The organism is Guyparkeria hydrothermalis (assembly GCF_023555375.1).
GTDB lineage: Bacteria > Pseudomonadota > Gammaproteobacteria > Halothiobacillales > Halothiobacillaceae > Guyparkeria > Guyparkeria hydrothermalis.
Window position 1 is genome coordinate 39561 of sequence record NZ_JAJSEE010000003.1, and the last position, 19347, is coordinate 58907.

15 protein-coding genes are annotated in these 19347 nt (G+C 69.2%); 4 read left to right on the forward strand and 11 right to left on the reverse strand.

The window, feature by feature from the left end:
* Positions 1–54 precede the first annotated feature (54 nt).
* Genes LV475_RS05135 through ubiD form a run of 3 tightly spaced genes read left to right on the forward strand, consistent with a single transcriptional unit; the run spans position 55 to position 4506 of the window.
* Entirely contained in the window at positions 55–1617 is a 1563-nt protein-coding gene (locus tag LV475_RS05135) for a uroporphyrinogen-III C-methyltransferase (RefSeq protein ID WP_250105864.1), read from the forward strand.
* A complete protein-coding gene (locus LV475_RS05140) occupies positions 1614–2936 on the forward strand; it encodes a heme biosynthesis HemY N-terminal domain-containing protein (RefSeq protein WP_136867445.1) in 1323 nt (440 codons plus the stop codon). The genes LV475_RS05135 and LV475_RS05140 overlap by 4 nt, the downstream gene beginning before the upstream one ends.
* Positions 2926–4506: a 4-hydroxy-3-polyprenylbenzoate decarboxylase gene (gene ubiD, locus LV475_RS05145; RefSeq protein ID WP_136867446.1), complete on the forward strand. Its 1581-nt coding sequence runs from the start codon at positions 2926–2928 to the stop codon at positions 4504–4506. Before LV475_RS05140 ends, ubiD begins: the two co-directional genes overlap by 11 nt.
* A 28-nt stretch (positions 4507–4534) precedes the next feature.
* Here the strand turns inward: ubiD and LV475_RS05150 are convergent, their stop codons facing one another.
* From LV475_RS05150 to LV475_RS05180, 7 genes are all read right to left on the reverse strand, one after another.
* Positions 4535–5947, reverse strand: coding sequence for a GGDEF domain-containing protein (locus LV475_RS05150; protein WP_136867447.1), 1413 nt, complete (start codon positions 5945–5947; stop codon positions 4535–4537).
* A 34-nt stretch (positions 5948–5981) separates the two neighbouring features.
* Positions 5982–6821, reverse strand: coding sequence for an endonuclease/exonuclease/phosphatase family protein (locus tag LV475_RS05155; RefSeq protein ID WP_136867448.1), 840 nt, complete (start codon positions 6819–6821; stop codon positions 5982–5984).
* Positions 6818–8461, reverse strand: a complete 1644-nt coding sequence (locus LV475_RS05160; protein WP_250105865.1) for an acetolactate synthase large subunit — start codon at positions 8459–8461, stop codon at positions 6818–6820. Before LV475_RS05160 ends, LV475_RS05155 begins: the two co-directional genes overlap by 4 nt.
* A 31-nt stretch (positions 8462–8492) precedes the next feature.
* The gene (locus LV475_RS05165) at positions 8493–9128 is read right to left on the reverse strand and encodes a thiol:disulfide interchange protein DsbA/DsbL (RefSeq protein WP_197039165.1); all 636 of its coding nucleotides are present in this window, start codon (positions 9126–9128) and stop codon (positions 8493–8495) included.
* Positions 9129–9268: 140 nt separating this feature from the next.
* Complete coding sequence (gene ccsB, locus LV475_RS11135) at positions 9269–10477, reverse strand: c-type cytochrome biogenesis protein CcsB (RefSeq protein ID WP_347709474.1); 1209 nt, start codon at positions 10475–10477, stop codon at positions 9269–9271.
* A 34-nt stretch (positions 10478–10511) separates the two neighbouring features.
* Entirely contained in the window at positions 10512–12581 is a 2070-nt protein-coding gene (locus LV475_RS05175; protein ID WP_136867452.1) for a cytochrome c biogenesis protein ResB, read from the reverse strand.
* Positions 12582–12720: 139 nt separating this feature from the next.
* Positions 12721–13356 (reverse strand): c-type cytochrome, encoded by a 636-nt coding sequence (locus tag LV475_RS05180; protein ID WP_136867453.1) that lies wholly within the window; start codon positions 13354–13356, stop codon positions 12721–12723.
* Between the two features lie 555 nt (positions 13357–13911).
* Here LV475_RS05180 and yihA point away from each other — a divergent pair.
* A complete protein-coding gene (gene yihA / locus LV475_RS05185; protein ID WP_136867454.1) occupies positions 13912–14550 on the forward strand; it encodes a ribosome biogenesis GTP-binding protein YihA/YsxC in 639 nt (212 codons plus the stop codon).
* Positions 14551–14561: 11 nt separating this feature from the next.
* Here yihA and LV475_RS05190 read toward each other — a convergent pair whose 3' ends face one another.
* From LV475_RS05190 to LV475_RS05205, 4 genes are all read right to left on the reverse strand, one after another.
* Positions 14562–15296, reverse strand: coding sequence for an endonuclease/exonuclease/phosphatase family protein (locus tag LV475_RS05190; protein WP_250105866.1), 735 nt, complete (start codon positions 15294–15296; stop codon positions 14562–14564).
* Positions 15293–17437, reverse strand: coding sequence for a VTT domain-containing protein (locus tag LV475_RS05195; protein ID WP_136867456.1), 2145 nt, complete (start codon positions 17435–17437; stop codon positions 15293–15295). Before LV475_RS05195 ends, LV475_RS05190 begins: the two co-directional genes overlap by 4 nt.
* A 95-nt stretch (positions 17438–17532) precedes the next feature.
* Complete coding sequence (locus LV475_RS05200; RefSeq protein WP_136867457.1) at positions 17533–18153, reverse strand: DUF6064 family protein; 621 nt, start codon at positions 18151–18153, stop codon at positions 17533–17535.
* Positions 18154–18160: 7 nt separating this feature from the next.
* Positions 18161–19114, reverse strand: coding sequence for an aldo/keto reductase (locus LV475_RS05205; RefSeq protein ID WP_136867458.1), 954 nt, complete (start codon positions 19112–19114; stop codon positions 18161–18163).
* Positions 19115–19347: the final 233 nt, after the last annotated feature.

Consider the following 19347-nt stretch of genomic DNA (forward strand, 5'->3'; position numbering starts at 1 on the left):
GGGCGCCGTGCGCATGACCGCCTCCATCCGATCGCATCCAGACTGGGGATGAGCATGGACAAGAAAGACAACGACAAGCAGGCCGAGGAAACCCGGGCCAAGGAAAGCCAGACCAAGGAAACCGGGGCCGGGACGCCTGCCCGCGCGGGCAAGACATCGGCCTCGTCCAACGCCTCGACATCGTCTGCCACGGCGGGCAACAAGGACAAGGGCCAGAACCCGGGGGACAAGGGCCAGTCCGGCAAGGGCGACGCCCAGAAGGCTGCCGCCCAGAAGCCGACCGCAAAGGGTGGGGCCAAGCCGGGCGAGAAGCCCGCCGCCTCGGGCAAATCGGAACCCCCCTCGACGACTGGCGGTGACAAGACCGCCGGGGACAAGCCGAAGGACGTCTCGCCGACCCAGACAAGCGAGTCGGACGCCTCCGCTGGCGAAACCGCCAAGGGCAAGGGCGCGAACGGGGGCGGCAAGCAATCGGGCGGAGCCAAGGTGACCGCCTCCGCTGGCCGGCCCCGCCGGTCGGCCACGCCGTGGCTGGTGATCGGCCTGCTGGTGTTGTTCGCGCTGGCCGCCGTCGGCGGATGGCAGCTGTGGCAGCTTCAGCAGACCGTCCAGTCGCAGGCGAGCGAGCAGGCCGCACAGGACCAGGCGTTGGGCGAGCAGCTCGAGCAGCAGGTCACGCGCCTGAACGACGAGTTGGGGTCGACCCGCTCGGCCGTTTCCGCGCTGGAAGATCGCGGCGAGGCCATCCGCAAAGAGGTCGAATCCGGTCTGCAGGCCCAGCTGGCGGACCTCGCCGAGCGACAGGATCACCTCGACGAGCGGATCGCTCGCATCGACGATCGTCTGTCGCGTGGCGAGATCGCCTGGAAGACCGCCGAGATCGGTTTCCTGCTCACCCGCGCCCAGGAGCGGCTGACCATTGGCCGTGACCCGGACGGGGCGATGCTTGCCCTGAGGCTGGCCGACCAGCGCGTCGCGGCGCTGTCGCGCCCGCACTGGCTGCCGTTGCGTTCGGCGATCAGCGATGCCATCGCCGAGATCGAGGCGACCGGCGAAGGCGACCGCGTGGGGCAGGCCCTGGCGCTGCGCCGCCTGACCGACCGGGTCGAGGACTGGCCGCTCGCCGACGAGGCCGGCGCTGGTGACAGCGAGCCGGCCGAGGCCGCTGCCGAAACCCCCGAGCCAGGCGAGTCGTTGCCGGAAGACGCGGCCTGGTACGAGAAGGCCTGGGCGGCCACCCGCGGCTGGGTCGCCGGCCAGGTCAGCGTGACCCGCTCGGACACCCCGACCCAGCTGCGCGAGCGCGTCGCCACCGATCGCGAGATGCGCCTGTGGTTGACCGCCGTGCGCGAATCCCTGCTCTCGCGCGACCAGGACGCGCTTTCCACCACGCTCGAGGAGGCGCGCGGCTGGCTCGAGTCGCACTACGCGACCGACGCGGACGGACCGGCCAAGGCCCTCGAGGCACTCAAGCGAACCCGGGAGCGGTTCGCCAGCCGCGACTTCCCGTCGATCGACGCCGTGCTCGACGCCTGGGAGCGGGCCAACGCCCGCGAGAAGGCTCGCGCCGACTCGGTCGACGTGACCGCTGAGACCGGCAAGGAGGACCCGTCATGAAGCGCCTGATCGTCTGGATCGTCCTGCTGGCCGCCGCGGTCGCCGCGGCCGTGTATTTCCTGCCGGGTGCCGGCGTGGCCATGCTCGAGTTCGCCGGCTGGCGGGTCGAGACCACCGCCATCGGTCTGGTGTTGATGGTGCTGGTCGCGCTGATCGTGTTGCAGTTGCTCTGGCGGCTGATTGCCGGGGTCTTGCACCTGCCGGCGCGCCTGAGCCGCCGGTCGGCCGAACAGCGCCGTCGCGCTGCGGACGAGAAGCTCCTGCGCGCCTGGGCCGAGCGTCAGCGTCGTCAGACCGAACTGGCGCAGCGTTACGCGCTGGCCGGGGTGGAGGACGGCAGCCTGCCGCCCATGCACTTCCAGGTGGCGATCGACGCCCTGCTCGACGGGCTTGACCCGTCACGCCAGGGCGCCGCCCCGCGCGGTCGTGCCGAGACCCGCGAGGAGATCGGCGACCTGTTCGAGACCGTCGGGCGCCGGTTTCCCAAGTTCGCCGAGTTCCTACGGCTGCACATCGTCCAGCGCCTGATCGCGCTGCGAGAGGTCGAGTGGGCGCGGGCCATGGTCGAGCCGCTGGTCGAGACCCATCCGCGCGACGAGGCCATCCTGCTGATCCGGGCGCAGTTGCTCGAGATGGCCGGCGAGTACGAGGACCTCGCGCGACTGCTGCCCACCCTGCGCCGCATCAAGGACAAGCGCCTGACCGCCGACGAGCTGCTGCGCATCGAGCGTGTGGTGCTGCTCGGCCGGATCGAGGCCGCCTCGCGATCGCGTGACCTCGATGCCCTCTCGCGGCTGTGGTCGGAGGCCGGGCGCAACGTGGTCGACAGCCCGTCGGTCACGATCGCCTACGCCGAGGCGCTGGCCCGAGGCGGGGCCGAAGACGCCGCCGCCCGCGTGCTGGAGAAGCGGCTCGGGCGCACACTCGAGGCACAGACGCTGCATGCCTGGGCCGAGCTGCGTCACGACAAGCCGGTCGAGGCGCGCAAACGCCTGCTCAAGCTGGTGCCGGACGACTGGAGTGAACCGGCCAATGCCCCGGACGTGGGCCGCGCCCGCGAGCGGGCCGCGTTCGCCTACGCGATGGCGCGCCTGGCCCTGGCCGAATCCGATCCCACCGCCGCCCAGCTGTGGGTGAGCCGGCTGGGTCCGCTCGACCAGGAGCTGCGCTATCTCGCCGTCGCGGCGCGGGTGCACGCCCGTCTGCGCGACAGCAACGAGGCCGCGCTGCTCTACGAGCGCGCCCTGGCTCGCGCGGGCCTGGAAACGAGTCCGGCCCCGCAACCCGTGAAACCGTCCGCGACCGACGATGGCCGCTGATCGGGCGGCCAAGGCGGCCAAGGCGTCCAAGGGGGCGCTGGCCGACCTGCGGCGCTTTCTCGACCAGCTCGAGCGCCAGGGTGAACTGGTCCGGGTGACCGAGCCGGTCGACCCCGACCAGGAGATGACCGTGCTGGCCGACCGCGTTCTGCGCGCCGGCGGCCCGGCGCTGCTGATCGAGAACCCGGTCGGCTTCGACACGCCCGTGCTGCTCAACCTGTTCGGCACGCCCGAGCGCGTGGCCCAGGGCATGGGTGGTCAGACGCTCGAGGACCTGCGCGAGATCGGTCGGCTGCTGGCCTTCCTCAAGGAGCCGGATCCGCCGGCCGGTCTCAAGGAGGCCTGGCGGAGCCTGCCGATCTTCAAGAAGGTGCTCGACATGGCGCCGCGCCGGGTGAAGAAGGCGCCGGTCCAGGAGGTGGTGATCGAGGGCGACGAGGTCGATCTGGCCCAGTGGCCGATCCAGACCTGCTGGCCGGAGGATGCCGCGCCGCTGATCACCTGGGGGCTGACCACCACGCGCGGCCGGCCGCGCAAGGGCGGCGGGCTCGAGTCCAACCCCGAGGATGCCGCGGCCGCCGGCCGCGAGCGCCTGAACATGGGTATCTATCGCCAGCAGGTGATCGGCCGCAACCGGGTGATCATGCGCTGGCTGGCGCATCGCGGCGGGGCGCTGGATTTTGCCCATTGGCAGGAGACCCATCCCGGCGAGCCTTTCCCGATCGCCGTGACCCTGGGCGCCGACCCGGCCACCATCCTCGGCGCGGTCACCCCGGTGCCGGACACCCTCTCCGAGTACGCCTTTGCCGGGCTGCTGCGCGGCGAGCGCACCCGGCTGGTCGAGTGCCTGTCGCACGACCTGCTGGTGCCGGCGAATGCCGAGATGGTGCTCGAGGGCTTCATCTATCCCAACGACACGGCCGTCGAGGGCCCGTACGGGGATCACACCGGCTACTACAACGAGACCGAGACCTTCCCGGTGATGACCATCGAGCGCATCACCCATCGCAAGAACCCGATCTACCACAGCACCCACACCGGCCGCCCGCCGGACGAGCCCGCCATCCTCGGGGTGGCCCTGAACGAGGTGTTCGTGCCGCTGATCCAGAAGCCGTTCCCGGAGATCGTCGACTTCTACCTGCCGCCGGAGGGCTGCTCCTACCGCATGGCCGTGGTGTCGATGAAAAAGCAGTACCCGGGGCACGCCAAGCGCGTGATGATGGGCGTGTGGAGCTTCCTGCGCCAGTTCATGTACACCAAGTTCGTCATCGTGGTGGACGACGACGTCGACCCGCGTTCCTGGGAGGACGTGATCTGGGCGATGACCACGCGCATGGACCCGGTGCGCGACACGCACCTGGTCGAGAACACCCCGATCGACTACCTCGACTTCGCCTCGCCCGTCTCCGGGCTCGGCGGCAAGATGGGGCTGGATGCGACCACGAAATGGCCGGGCGAGACCGACCGCGAATGGGGCCGGCCGATCCGCGCCGACCGGCAGGCCGAGCAGGCGATGGCCTCGGTCTTCGAGTCGGTGATGGCGCGGGCCGAGGCCGCGCAGAAGGACTGAATTCCCGCTTCAGCCCGGGCCCGCGCGGTCAGTCGACCGGGTCGGCCGAGAGCACGCAGCGATTGCGGCCCTGCTCCTTGGCCTGGTAGAGCGCGTCGTCGGCGCGCGAGAAGACCGTCTCCATCTCCTCGTTGGGCTCGAACTCGGCCAGTCCGCAGGATGCGGTCACGCCGATCTCGCGGCCGCGGTAGCGCAGCTTGGTGCGCGTCAGTTTCTCGCGGATGCGCTCGACCACCTTGAGGGCGTCGTCGCCGGCGGCGGTCGGCAGCAGCATCACGAATTCCTCGCCGCCGAAGCGCGCGATCATGTCGACGTCGCGGATCAGCTTCATGAAGGTCTGGGCGACGATGATGAGGGTCTTGTCGCCGGCCTGGTGGCCGAGCTGGTCGTTGATCTCCTTGAAGCGGTCGAGATCCCAGATCGCCAGGGTCAGCGGCGTCTCGTCGCGGCGCATGCGGGCCATTTCCAGGCGCACGCGATGGTCGAAGGCCAGCCGGTTGGGCAGCCCGGTGAGGTTGTCGCGGAACAGCTTCGCCTCGCTCTGCTTGAGCTGCTCCTCGAGCATGCGCGTCTGGTCCTCAAGGCGCGCCAGTCGTTGCCGCAGTTTCTCGTTGTCCGCCTCGACGTCTTCCTGGCGGCGCTCCTCGCCCTGCTGGAAGGCCTGTACCTGCTGGCGAATGCGATTGATGCGTTCGCGTACCACGAGCTTGAGGCCGTCGAGGTCGTCGGCCGATTCCACCTGGGCGTCGATGTCGTCGACCTGCTGGCGCAGCGAGTCGTCGAGCTTGAGTCGCGCGTCGCGCTGCACGGCGAGATCGTCGCTCTGGGCCTGGCTGAACTGGTCGATGTCGGCCAGGGCCTCGGTGACCTGCTCGAGAAAGCGGGTGAGTTCGCCCTTTTCCTTCTCGATCGCCTGGCGCATGTCGTTGATCAGCGTGGCCGCGCGGTCGATCAGGATGCTGGGCAGGGTGCGGTCGCTGGGGTCGTCGATCGCGGCGATCAGGCGGGCGCGACGGCCCTCGAGCGAGTCGACGAAGGCGATCCGGTCGAGCAGCAGGGGCAGCACCTCGCGCACGTGCGCGGCCGAGCCGTTGTGCGTGCCGTGGCTGGCCGGGGCGGGTTCCGGCTGATCATCCACGTCGGGCTGGCTGGCCTCGAGCTCGCGGATCCGTCGCGCCAGGTCCTCGAGTTCGCCCTTGAGCCGGCCGACCTCGAAGGCGTGCTCGTCCTGCTTGCGCGCCTTGTCGCGTATCCGGGCGGCGGCGTCGGCGAGTTCCGGGTAGGCCTTGTCGACGGCGAACAGCACCCGCGAGAGGGTCAGCTTGAGCAGGCCACCCAGTTCCTGGTCGTGGTCCTCGAGTCGGCCGAGTTCGCCCAGCAATTGTTCGTAGCGCTCGCGGTAGTCGTCCTGTTCCGTCGACGCGGTCGGTGCCTCGGCCATCGTTGCGTTCTCTCCCTGGGATCAAGTGCCTAGACTAGTTCGGTTTATGCGGCGATGGTAGCGCGATGCTCATGGCCACCGGGATGTGGTCGGAACCGCCGATCGGGCGCGCCTCGGTACCGCGGATGTCGAGCGACTGGCTCACCGCGATGTGGTCGATGGCCCGCTGCGGCTGCCAGCGCGGGTAGGTCAGCGGCGGGCGCGTCGGCAGCTTCAGGCCGTTCTCGATGCACCACTGCTGCATGCCCGGATCGTCCGGCTCGCAGTTGAAATCCGCCATCACCACCACGTAGCCCGGCACGTCGGCCAGCTCGCCCAACTGGTCGAACTGCATCTGGCGGGCCCGACGGCTCAGGGCCAGGTGGGTGTCGATCACGCGCAGCGGGTGGCCGTCCCAGCGGAAGTCCGCCACCAGCGCCCCGCGACCCGGCATGCGCCCGGGCAGTGGACACTGGGTGATGTCCCGTGGCTGGATGCGGCTGATCAGGCCGAGCGCGTGCTTGCCGAACTGGCCCAGGTCGCGGTTGACGCGCACCGCCCAGTGGGAGAGCTCGGCCAGTTCGGCCAGGTGCTCGGCCTGGTTGAGGAAGCGGCTGCGGATCGAGCCGGCATCCGCCTCCTGCAGGCCGATGATGTCGAAGTGCGACAGGGTCGGGGCGATGGCGGCCAGGCTGCGGGCGCGGTCGGCGCTGGGCAGCAGGTGCTTCCAGCCGCCGGTGAGGTAGTCGCGGTAGCGGTGGGTGGCGATGCCGACCTGGATGTTGTGCGAGAGCAATCGCAGCGGCTGGTGGCCCCGCACGGCGGTGAAGTCGTCGGGCCCGCCGGTGGCCGGGCTGCAGCTCAGGCAGCGTCGGCTGGCCGCCCGGCGGATCATCCGCCCACCAGGGTCTCGCCGAGCCGCCGGGTGAGCTGCTCGTTCTCGCGGTAGTCGACCGGCACGTCGATCACGCAGACCGATTCGCTGGCCATCGCCTCCTTGAGGATCGGCAGCAGGCCGTCGCCGGATTCGACCCGGTAGCCCTTCGCACCGAAGCTCTCGGCGAGCTGGACGAAGTCCGGGTTGCCGAAGTGCACGCCGGTGGAGCGGCCGAAACCGCGGCGCTGCTTCATGTCGATCAGGCCGTAGCCGCCGTCGTTCCAGATCAGCACGATGATCGGCGTGTTGCAGCGCACGGCCGTCTCGAGTTCCTGGACGTTCATCAGGAAGCCGGCGTCGCCGGTCGCGGCGACTATGTGGCGTTCCGGGTAGAGCAGCTTGGCGGCGATCGCGCCGGGCAGGGCGATGCCCATGCTGGCAAAGCCGTTGGAGATGAGGCAGCTGTTGGGCCGCTCGGAGCGGTACATGCGTGCCAGCCACATCTTGTGGGCGCCGACGTCGGAGATGACGATGTCGCGGCTGGAGAGCGCCGTGCGCAGGTCCCAGATCAGCTTCTGCGGCTTGATCGGCAGGCAGTCGTCGTCCGCGTGCCGGTTCATGTCCTCGATCAGCGCCTCGCGCAGGTCGCGGAAGGCCGGTCCCTCGTGCGGGGTGGTCAGCTCGCCCAGGCGCTGCATGGCGGTGTTGATGTCGCCGACGATGCTGGTCGCGACCGGGTAGTGGGCGTCGACCTCGGCCGCCTCGGTGTCGACGTGGATGATCTGCCGATCGCGGGTGGGGTGCCACAGCTGCGGGTGGTACTCGACCAGGTCGTAGCCGATGCAGACGATCACGTCGGCCTGGTCGAAGCCGACGTTGACGTAGTCCTTCGACTGCAGCCCCACCGAGCCCAGCGCCATCGGGTGACGGAACGGGATCACGCCCTTGGCCATGAAGGTGTTGGCGACCGGGATGTTGAGCCGTTCGGCCAGCTCCGCCAGGGCCTCGCTCGCCCCGGCCCGCACCACGCCGTGCCCGGCGAGGATGATGGGATGGCGGGCGGCGCTCAACGCCTCGGCGGCCTGCTCGAGGCTCGACTCGCGCGGCTGGCTCGCCCCGTTCGAGGTCACCGGCAGGGGCGAGGCAAACCCCGATTCGACCGGCATGGCGGCGACGTCCTCGGGCAATTCGATGAAGCTCGCCCCGCCCTTGCCGGCCTCGGCGAACTTGGCCGCCCGGCGCACGGTTTCCGGGATGGCCGAGGGCGTGATGATCCGTGAGGCGTAGCGGGTGATCGGCTCGAACATCCGCACGAGGTCCAGCACCTGGTGCGATTCCTTGTGCAACCGGTCGATGCCCGCCTGCCCGGCGATGGCGATCAGCGGGGCGTGGTCCATGTTGGCATCCGCCACGCCGGTGACCAGGTTGGTCGCCCCGGGGCCGAGGGTGGAAAAGCACACGCCCGGCTTGCCGGTCAGTCGGCCGACGATGTCGGCCATGAACGCCGCGCCCTGCTCGTGACGAGTGACGATCAGCTCGATCGAGGACTCGTTGAGCGCGTCGACGAAATCGAGGTTCTCCTCGCCCGGGATACCGAAGACGTACTGGACGCCCTCGTTCTCCAGGCAGCGCAGCAGCAGCTGGGCACCGGTGCTCACGGGGTGATCCTCGCGGCGATCAAGGGGGCGATCAGCGGCGCTCGTCACGAATCTGCTCGACCAGCGAATCGACCACCTCGAGCATTTCCACGTTGCCGCCGGCAAGGCGGCCGGTGACCAGGAAACGGCCATCGACCAGCAGGGCGGGCACGCCGCGCACCTCGGCCGCCTGAGCGATCTGGCCGGTCTGGCGGATGGCGTTCTGCGTGCCGAAGCCATTGAAGGCCTCGAGGAAGGCCTCGCGGTCGACGCCTTGCTCGGCGTAGAAGTCGGCGATCGAGTCGGCGTCGGTCAGCCGGGTGCCTTCCTCGTGGATGGCGTGGAAGACCTTGGCGTGCGTTTTCTCGACCGCGTCGAGCTGGTCGGCGGCGTAGAAGGCGCGGGTCAGCGGGAGCCAGTGCTGGCCCAGGGCGAGGGCGCGACGCTCGAAGACCACGTCCTCGTCGAGTTCCTCGAGCCACGGCTCGAGTTCCCCCTCGAGGTAGTAGCAGTGCGGGCAGCCGTACCAGAAGAACTCCTGGACCAGCACCTTGCCTTCCGGCGAGCTGACGTCGGTCTGCACCTCGCGGTAGCCGTTGCCCTCGGCGGCCATGGCCGGCGTGGTCAGGATCAGGGCGGCGGTGGCGAGCAGCGCGGTGGCCAGTGTCTTGAGGCGTGTGACGAGCATGGAGCGTCTCCGTGTGTCGGTCGTGTCGGTGTTGGGTAGCGGGTGGGCAGCGGACCGGCCCGGACCCCGGAACGAAGTATGGGGCAGTCCTGCTGCGTTTGCAGCCGGCTGCCCCATCGGTTGGTCGTGGCCTGTACCGGTCAGAGTTCGCCGTAGGAGTGCAGGCCCGAGAGGAACATGTTCACGCCAAGGAAGGCGAAGCTGGTGATGAACAGGCCACCGATGCTCCACCAGGCCATGACCGGACCGCGCCAGCCCTTGGTCAGGCGCATGTGCAGCCAGGCGGCGTAGTTCAGCCACACGATCAGGGCCCAAGTCTCCTTCGGGTCCCAGCTCCAGTAGCCGCCCCAGGCCTCGGCCGCCCACATGGCGCCGAGGATGGTGGCGATGGTGAAGAAGGCGAAGCCCAGCGCGATTGCCTTGTACTGGATGTCGTCCATCACCGACAGCTTGGGCAGGCGGTCGTTGGGGCCGTCGCCGCCCATCTTGTGCTTGATCAGGTAGGCGATGCCGACCATGGCGGCGATGGCGAAGGTGCCGTAGCCGACGAAGTTGGCCGGTACGTGGATCTTCATCCACCAGCTGTTGAGCGCCGGAACCAGCGGCTCAATCACGTGGGCCTCACGGTCGAACTGGTACCAGAGCAGGAAGGCCAGCGCGATGCCGATGATCAGCATCACGAAGCCGCCCAGGCTGCGGTTGTTGTAGCGCTTCTCGTAGTAGAGGTAGAGCAGCGCGGTGAACACGGCGAAGACGATGAACACCTCGTAGAGGTTGCTCACCGGGATGTGGCCGTAGTCGAGGTTGATCAGGTAGCCCTCGCGCCAGCGGGAGAAGAAGGCGACGAAGCCCATCACCGAGCCGGACCAGACCAGCGCCGAGCCGACCTTCAGGCCGTACGTCGAGCGTGCCAGCGTGGCGATGAAGTAGGTCGGGATCGCGAGGAAGTAGAGCGCGACCATCCACATCGTGGCCGAGGTGCTGGAGAGGAAGTACTTGAACAGGAAGGTCGATTCCTGGAACTCGGCCAGCGCGGCGCGCCCGATGGCCCCGTCGGCGCCGAGGATGTTGTACTGCCAGACGGCGTAGGTGGAGATGATCGCCACGATCCCCACCAGCCAGCGCGTCGCCGGCCAGACCCAGCCAAGGAAGCCCAGGCCCAGGGCGGTACCGAACAGGGTGCCGGTGGTGTAGAAGTCCAGCGACTCGCTGTACTGCACGTAGCCGATACCGGCGATCACCAGCATCGCCACCGTCCACAGCACGTCGACCAGGCCGACGCGTCGCGGTGACGGCAGGTTGGAGGTGGGTTGATAGCCGTTGACCATCTGTTCGTTCGGGACAGACATCGTCGTTTTCTCCTGCGCGGATTGTCCGGCGCCTCTAGCCCTTGTCGGGCGTCGTGGACGCGTCATTCTGGTCATTTGACCCGGTCTGACGCATGAGTTCATCGCTGAACTGGGCGAAGGCCTGGTCGAAGTCGATGTTCTTGCGGGCATCCGTGCCGGCGACCACCACCCGGTGGTGCGTCGGTTGGCCATCATCGTTCACGCCGGCGGGTTTGATCAACACCCACAGCCGACGGTAGTGGATGTAGAACAGCATGAAGATGCCGACCGTCAGCATCAGCGAGCCCAGGTACACCCAGAACATGCCCGGCGCGCGGGTTACCTCGAGGCCGGTCGACTGGATGTGATTGAAGCCGGTGGGCGCGACGAAGATCGGCGAGCCGTAGTTGGGGATGACCGTGACCACGTCGAGCGCCTTCTCGAAGAAGTCGGCGTCCTGGTCGGTGAATTCCTCGATGCCCTGCGCTTGCAGCGTTTCCATGAAGGCGCGCATCAGCACCGACTGGACCACGCGGAACGAGGACTCGCGGGCCTGCTCGGCCATCTCCGGCGGCATGTCGCGTTCGGCGAGCTGCCGGTCGACCTGCTCGCCCAGGGCGGAGAAGCCCTGCTCGACGAAGGTCCCGACCATGTCGGCGATCGAGCGGGCCGCGGCGCTCTGGGCCGCGCCGCCCTGGCCGCCCTGCGGGGTCTGCGCGACCAGGTCGGCGGCGATGCGGGTGACCTCGTCGCGGTCCTTCAGGGTGGCGTAGAAGCCCATGAAGGTTTCGAGCGAGCCGTTGCGGTCGGCGGGGATGAACAGGAACTGCTGCTGGGCCCCGACCTCCGGGGTCACGCCGCTCAAGAAGTACTTGGTGCCGTCGAATTCGACCGGCTGGAAGTAGTTCTCGTACTCGATCGCCTGGCCGGCGGCATCACGCAGTCGGAAGGTGACCGACGGGCCGAAGTTGGTGTTTTCGCGGTTGCCGTCCGGGCCCTCGGTGGGGTTTACGTTGAACAGCGAGAAATCGCGGAACTCGAGGGTGTACTTCTCGCCGTTGAAGTCGAAGGTCCGCTCCTGGTTGATCTTGCCCTCGAGCGCCTGCTTGGTGCCGGCGTCGCCGAACAGCTGCCAGGCGTTGAACTCGAGCTCCGTGCCGCCATCGCCGAAGCTCGACTGGAAGATGTTGTAGCCCTTGTACTTGAGCGGGTGGTTGACCCGGATGGTCTCCTCGATCACCTCGCCCGTTTCCTTGTCGGTCAGGGTGAGATCCGAGTTGAAGGACTTGGGCATCCCGGTGTCGTAGTGCTCGATGTGGAAATCGTTCACCTCGATCTTGAACGGCAGGTTCTGCACCACGTAGCCGTCCTTCAGCCCGATGAAGGCCACGTCGCCCCACTTGCCCTCGGGGATATTGACCGACCCGCGGAAGCCGGCCAGCGCGCCCGGCGGCAGGTGGGATTCCTCGGGCACCTGGCTGACCGGCAGGTCGCGGGTCTCCACCTCGACCACGCCCAGCATGTTGAGCGTCTTGAGGTACATCTTGCTGTCGATCAGGCCGCCGACCAGGATCACGACCATCCCGAGGTGGGTGAGCACGTAGCCGATGCGGTTCATGCCGCCCTTGCGCGCGGCCACCAGGGTCTCGCCCTCGCGTTCCTTGACCCGTGCCTTGTAGCCCAGCTGGCTGAACAGGCCCTGGGTGCGCTCGACGATGGTCGCCGCCGGCAGGCCGCTCTCGTACTGGCGGGAATGGGCGAAGGCCCGAAGCGACTTGTCCTGGGCGTTGAGGCGGAAGCTCCGGATGTCGCGCATGAAGCCCGGGGTGTTGCGGATCAGGCAGGCGCTGGTCGAGGCGAGCAGGAACAGCAGGATGGCGACGAACCAGCCCACCGAGTAGACGTCGTAGAGCCCCAGGGTGTTGAACACCTCGAACCAGAACGGGCCGAACTCGATCAGGTAGTCGTTGAACGGCTGGTTCTGCTGCAGCACCGTGCCGATCACCGAGGCGATCGCCAGGATCGACAGCAGCGCGATCGCCAGGTTCATCGACGTGAGCCAGGTGTACAGGCGCGAGCTCAGGCTGCGGCGGCGTTTGCGGGCGGTTTGGGCCTGGGAGGTCATCGGCTAGCCTTCGCGGGATTCGGGTAGGTTCGTGGCGACGGTCGGCATCGAGATGCGTTCGCCAGCATGTTCAGACGCCGGCATGCCGCCCGGGTTCCCCGGCAGGCGGGGCTCGGGCCGGCGTGCCGGCTGACTCGGCTCAGTCGAGGCTGGCGATGTGCGCGGCCAGCACGTCGATTTCGTCGTCCGTGAGCTCGGCGGCCAGTGGCGTCATCAGGGCGGCCTGGCCGGCGGTGCGCTTGCCGTCACGGTAGTCCTTGAGCGACTGGGCGACGTAGCTGGCGGACAGGCCGCGCAGGGCCGGGAAGCCCGCCGGCTGGTTGCCGTGGCCTTCGCTGTGGTGACAGGCGGCGCAGGCGGCGACGTTCTCGCGGCCCTGGTGGTACAGGTCCGCGCCCAGCGCGGAGCCCTCGGCGGCGGGGCTGGCCACCTTGCGCTCCTGGGCGGCGTAGTAGGCGGCGATGTCCTGGATCTGCTGGTCGCTCAGGCCCGCGGCCTGGCCGTTCATGATGGCGTTCTCGCGCTTGCCGTCACGATAGGCGGTCAGTTGCGAGGCGATGTACTTGGCCGGCTGGCCGGCGAGCGACGGGAAGGCCGGGTTGTTGCTGTTGCCCTTGTCGCCGTGACAGGCAGCGCAGGACTGGGCGGCCTCGCGGCCGGCCTTGATCGAGCCGCCCTCGCTGGCCTGGGCGGCGCCGGCGAGGAAGGTAAGCCCCAGAAGCAAGCCGGCGGTGAAACGGCCGCGACGCGGCATCGGGTGAACTGCTGTCATCATCGCTAACAATCTCGTTGTGGTTCGCGTTCGGCCGGCCCTGGCCTTGATCAAAGGGGTTTCGAAGCGCCCCGAGTATAGGAATTCAGCCGAGCAATTCACTGCGGTATTCCCGGATTGGCTCGAAGCCCCATCAAAACGACCCGTAATCAAACCGCATAAGTCACTCGCTTGCAACCTTGCGGCGTGGCAGGATGCCTGGGGAAGGTCTGCACGGCTACCAACGCCTCTGCGGGTCGCCAGACGTCCAGCTGCTAGGCGCAGTGCGCCGCCCAATGGCCGTCGTCATTGGCAAGCGCTGCAACGCCGCAGATGGGCGTCTGGCGTCCCGCCCTGCGGGGCTTGTTGGTGTGCCCGCCCTCGGTGTTGCCGATTCTCGCCGGGCAACGAGCCCGCCTTTGAATCGGAGCCTTCCGGCGCCTTGATGGCGAACACGCCGGCAAGCCAGAGGGATTGGTAGCCGTGCAGGCCTTCCCCAATGGGAAAACACGGGCTTGGGTCCGTGGCGCCCTCCCCCTTCCGCTTCACTCTCCTTACTGCAACGCCGGGTTGATCCGCATGACCAACGACGCCACTCGACACCAACGCCGCCTGTTCGATGCCGCCACCTTCATCAAGAGCGCCCCGCGCCTGGCCGACATCGGCGAGGACATCGGCGCCGAGGTCGCCTTCGCCGGACGCTCGAATGCCGGCAAGTCCACCGCGCTCAATGCGCTGGTCGGCCAGAAGGCGCTGGCGCGCACCTCGCGCACGCCGGGACGCACCCAGATGATCAACCTGTTCGGCCTGGGCGGCGAGACGGAGGGCGCGCGCCGCCGGCTGGTCGATCTGCCCGGTTACGGCTTTGCCAAGGTGCCCGAGCGGGTGCGCCGTGCCTGGGGCGAGGCGATGGCGCAGTACTTCGCCGAGCGCCAGTCGCTGGTGGGCGTGGTGGTGATCATGGACATCCGCCATCCGCTCAAGGCGCTCGACCAGCAGATGATCGACTACGCGGTCGCGCGCGGCCTGCCGGTGCTGGCCCTGCTGACCAAGGCCGACAAGCTCAGCTTCGGCCAGGCCAAGCAGACCGTCGCGCGGCTGGCCCGCGAGCACCCCCTGCCCGATGGCGAGTGGATGGCCTTCTCCGGCACCAAGGGCACGCACGTGCGCGAGGTGCGCGACGTGATCAGCGCCTGGCTCGACCGGGCGCCGGACTGACGCAGGCGGACTCAGCGCGTCTCGAGCGCCAGGTCGGCGACCAGCGGCAGGTGGTCGGAGATGCGCGGCACGATCGGATCGCGGATCGCCTTGAGTGACCGGGCGTGCAGCGGCCCGCGAATCCATATCTGATCGAGCGGCAGCAGCGGCCGTCCCGCGGGGAAGGTGCGTCGTGCCGGCAGCCGGGTCAGCTCACGATGCAGCACCCGCAGGCTGCGCGCCCGCGGTAGCCACTCGTTGAAATCACCGGCCACCAGCAACGGCTCGCTGCCGGGCAGTTGGGCCAGCGCGTCGGCCAGGCGCCGGCCCTGTTCGCGCCGCTCTACCAGGCTCAGGCCGAGGTGCACCGCCCAGCAATGCAGTTCGCCTTCCGGCAGGTCGATACGCGCCCGCAGCGCCTGGCGGGGTTCGCGGTTGACGTGCGAGAGCTCCAGCGGGTCGTCGGGGTGGATCGGCCAGCGCGAGGCGATCAGGTTGCCGAACCCGGTCACTTCGCCGGGGCGGTGCAGGCAGCCGCGCTCGTGGGTCGGGGCGAACAGCCAGTGCGGCAGGATGGGCGCAAGCGCCCGCAGCAGCCGGTCGTCGGCCGGGTCGGCGGCGAGGTTGGCCTCCTGCAACGCCACCACGTCCGGGTCGAGCAGGCGCAGCACCCGCGCGGTGCGTTCCGGGGTGTAGCGGCCGCGATGGTCGATGCAGCTGTGGATGTTCCACGTGACGAATCGCAGCCGACGTCCACCGTGCGTCATGATCCCCCCGAGGCCTGCTCCCGCAGGGCCAGCCAGCGAGACAGCCCCCAGCCGATGCCGATGAACGCCGCGGTGATCAGTGCCAGCAGGCCGATGGTCGTCGCCGAGGGCTCGAGCAGGGTGCGCAGGAGCTGGTCGGAGAAGATCGTCAGCGCGATCGTGCCCGGCGCGAGGCCGGCGAGGCTGCCGATGAGGAAGTCGCGGAAGCGGATGTGGGTGGCGCCGGCGACCAGGTTGACCACGGCGAAGGGGGCGAGCGGGACCAGTCGCAGCGAGAACACGGTCAGGATGCCGCGTCGGGCGAGTCGTCGCGAGAGCCGGTCGAGGCGCCTGCCTGCCAGCCGGCGCAGGGCCTCGGCGCCGAGAAACTGACCACCGAGAAACCCGGTCAGCGCGGCCGTCACCAGGGCGCCGTAGGCCAGCCCGAACCCGGCCCAGGCGCCGAAGAGCAACCCGGCGACCACCACCACCGGCGTGGCCGGCACCCCCAGCAGGAGCCCGACCACCGCCAGGCCCAGGAAGGCCCAGGCGCCGCCGGCCGCGTCGCGCAGTGCGGTCAGCCGGTCGAGCAGTTCCCCCGGGGCCAGCGCCTCGCCCAGCGGCGTGAACTTGAGCAGGCCGGCGATCACCACGAACAGCGCGATCAACAGGGCAAAGCCCGCGGCCTTGCGCCGCACGGGGCGGCGCGCCTTCTTCTCGATGAACATGTCGATCAGTTCCTCCGGCGGGCGGGCGCGTTCGGGGTCGATCACCGCCGCGTCGGGCACCTGGCGGTCGATGGCCGGGTCGAGCGTGATGGTCAGCGGCTCGAGCCAGCGCTCGGTCCCGGGGTGGTTGAGGGCATCGATGGCCGCGCTCACCGAGCCGTGTTCGCCCTCGGCCGCGGCGACCGCCGCCGGTGTGCAGCCCAGGTGCTCGGCGAGCAGGTCGCGACGCATGGCGGCGATGGCCGCGCGGCTTGCCTCGTCGTCGCCGAGCACGGAGAGATTCAATTCGCTGTCGAAGCCCATCGAGCGATTCGAGGTGTTGGCCGAGCCGAGGTTGATCTCGCGGTCGTCGCCGATCACGAGCTTGGAGTGCAGGCTGACCATGTCCGGCTCCAGCCCGGCCACCGCCGGGTAATAGAGCCGCAGCCGGCCGTGCCGGTCGGCCTCGCGCAGGCGCTCGACCAGGCGGGCGCGCAGCACGTCCATGGTCAGCCGTTCGAGCCAGCCGTCCTTTTCCCTCGGGAGCAGCAGGATGACCTCCGGGCCGTGCGCGTCCTCGAGTCGTTCGATCAGCGCCTCGCCGATGCGGTGGCTGGTGAAGTACTGGTTCTCGATATAGAGGCAGTGGCGGGCCTCGCCGATCAGTCGGCACAGCCGGGTCTCAATCTCGCGCACCTCCGACTGGTCGCGCCAGGCCGGCAAGGTGCGCGCGATGCCCACCCGGGCGTCGTCGAGAGCGACGGCGACGTGCTCGGCCGGCCACGGGGCGGGCGGGTCGACGGGCCCGGGTGGATCCAGCCGTTCGCCGGTGGCCCGGTGCCAGCGCTCGCGTGCGAGATCGCCCAGGTCGCGGCAGATCGGCCCGGTGACCGCGAAGGCCAGGTCATGGAAGGGGGGGAACGGCTTGCCGTCCGGGTCGCGCCGCAGCGGCTCGTCGGCGGCGTGGGCGCGACGGTCCCAGCGCCACTTGGACGGGTCGAAGCCGCCCACCAGGGCGGCCCGGTCGTCGATCACCAGCATCTTCTGGTGGTGCGAGGCCCCCATGGGGTGTTCGCCGTCGTACTGCACCTTCAGGCGCGGGTGGCGGGCCATCGGGCGCGAGAACAGCGGCAGCCACTCGCGCTCGAAGGCGTAGATCATGGCGAAGTCCCAGGGCAGCAGGTGGATGGTCAGCCCCGGGTTCTGCTCGAGTGCGCGGTGCAGCACGGCGGTCAGGTGGCAGGGCGCCCGGCCGGCCTCGCAGGGGCGATGCATCTCGACCCGGCTGTCGACGTCCCAGCAGAGGATCACCGCCTGCTGGCGGGCCGCTCCCAGCATCTCGGCGAACGCCGGGAACCAGTGCTCGCCGTCGACGACCAGCCCGAGCCGGTCGGCACGATTGAGGCGCCAGAAACCCTCGGGGGTGGTCTCGTCGTTGCCGGTGGTCATCGTCATGCGGGCGTTCGTGCCTCCGTTGTGGGTGGCCAGGGGGGCGTCGTGCGTCGATCGTAGTGCACCTGGCCGGGCTCGCGTGGCGGGCGCCGCGATCGTCAGGCGCTCAGCAGGGCCCACCAGGTCAGCGCCGAGATCGCGAGCCAGATTGCCGGGGGTGTCAGCAACAGGCCGCGCAGCAGCACTCCGCGACGCCGTGGCAGCCGGGCCATCAACAGCAGGCCGATGGTGGTAATGGCCGTGGGATCGGGTGCGATGGCGACAAGTTCCGTGCCTGCCGGCGCCCGTCCGGCCACGAGCCAGGCGAACGGGTGGAGCAGCAGGCCCCAGAGTGCCAGCCCCAGCCCCAGCCAGTGGCGGGTTCGGGGTGGTGCCGGTGGCTCGAGCGCGAGGCCCGGGCCGGGCCAGGCCAGGAGCAGCAGGGCGGCCGCCTGGATGACGAACAGGCCGGCGAACCAGGGCGCGGCCAGGTTGATCTCCGCGTACAGCCCGAAAAACCGCCAGGCCACCCAGCCCCAGGCGGCGGCCAGCAGCGCGGCGGCCACCCGGTGGGCGGCCTCGTGGCGCGAGGCGGCCAGCGAAAGCATCGCCAGGACAAGTCCCGCCAGCAGCCAGTGGCCCGGCCAGATCGCCTCGTTGAGTCGTTCGAACAGCCGCGCGTAGCTGCCCGGCGAGAACATCAGCAGGTCGGTCGGGCGGTAACTGAGCCAGGTGTCCATCGGTGCGTTACCGCGCCCGCAGGTGCTCGGCCATGCGGCGGCGCAATCGTTCGTCGGGCAGCGGGCCGCGCAGGGCGGTCATGTTCTCGCGCATGTGCTCGACCCGGCTGGTGGCGGGGATCGCGCAGGTCACTGCGGGGTGGGCGATCAGGAACTTGAGCAGGAAGTCGGCCCAGTTCGTCAGCCCGGCCTCGAGCGCCCAATCGGGAAACGGGTGGCGCTTGACCCGATCGATCAGCCGGCCGCCCTGGAAGGGGCGGTTGGCGATGAAGGCAATACCCCGCTCCCCGGCCAATGGCAGCAGGCGCTCTTCGGCCTCGCGGTTGGCCAGGCTGTAGCTGGCCTGGACGAAGTCGATCGGCCACTCGCGCATGATCCGCTCGATCTCGGCGTGCCGACGGCCATGCGAGGTGGTGATGCCGACGAAGCGCAGGCGGCCTTGCTCGCGCATGTCGAGCAGGTGCTCCAGGTGCGGCTCCCAGGCGACCAGGTTGTGCACCTGCATCAGGTCCATGCGCGCGAGTCCCCAGCGGCGCTCCGATTGCGCGACCTGCTCGGCGGTGGCGTCCCCGTCCGGCGTCCAGACCTTGGAGGCGGCGAACACGGGCGGATTGCCGCCGATCTCGGCCAGTGCGTGGCCGACCACCGCCTCGGACGAGCCGTACATGGGCGAGGAGTCGACCAGCTCGCCGCCGGCGTCGAGAAAGGCGCGCAGCACCTCGGTGCGCTGCGTCCGGGCCTCGGGGTCCGAGCCGACGTTGAAGGTGATCCAGGTGCCCATGCCGATCGCGGGCAGATCCTGACCATCCGGCAGCGGACGGGTGATGCACTCTCCATCGAGTGGCTCGGCGCCGAGGGAGGCGGGCGCCCAGCCGGAGCCCAGCGCGGCCCCGAGGGTGCCGCCCAGGCCGGCGGCGGCCAGTTGCAGCGCGCGGCGTCGCGACAGGTCGGTCTCCGCCATGGCCGTGCCTCCGTGGAAGGGAAAGACTGGGTTGACCATAGTCGTCGCGACCCGGAGAGGCCAGCCATTTTGGTTCGATTTCGACGATCTCCGCGCGGCGCGTTGTCGGGCAAAAGCTGGGCGTGGTTCGGTTATTGAAAACAGAATATTCAAACATTTGATAACGCTGATTTTTATTCTGATTTCAGTCGCCGCTTTGACGACGTTATGCTGGCGTGCCAATAATGACCACA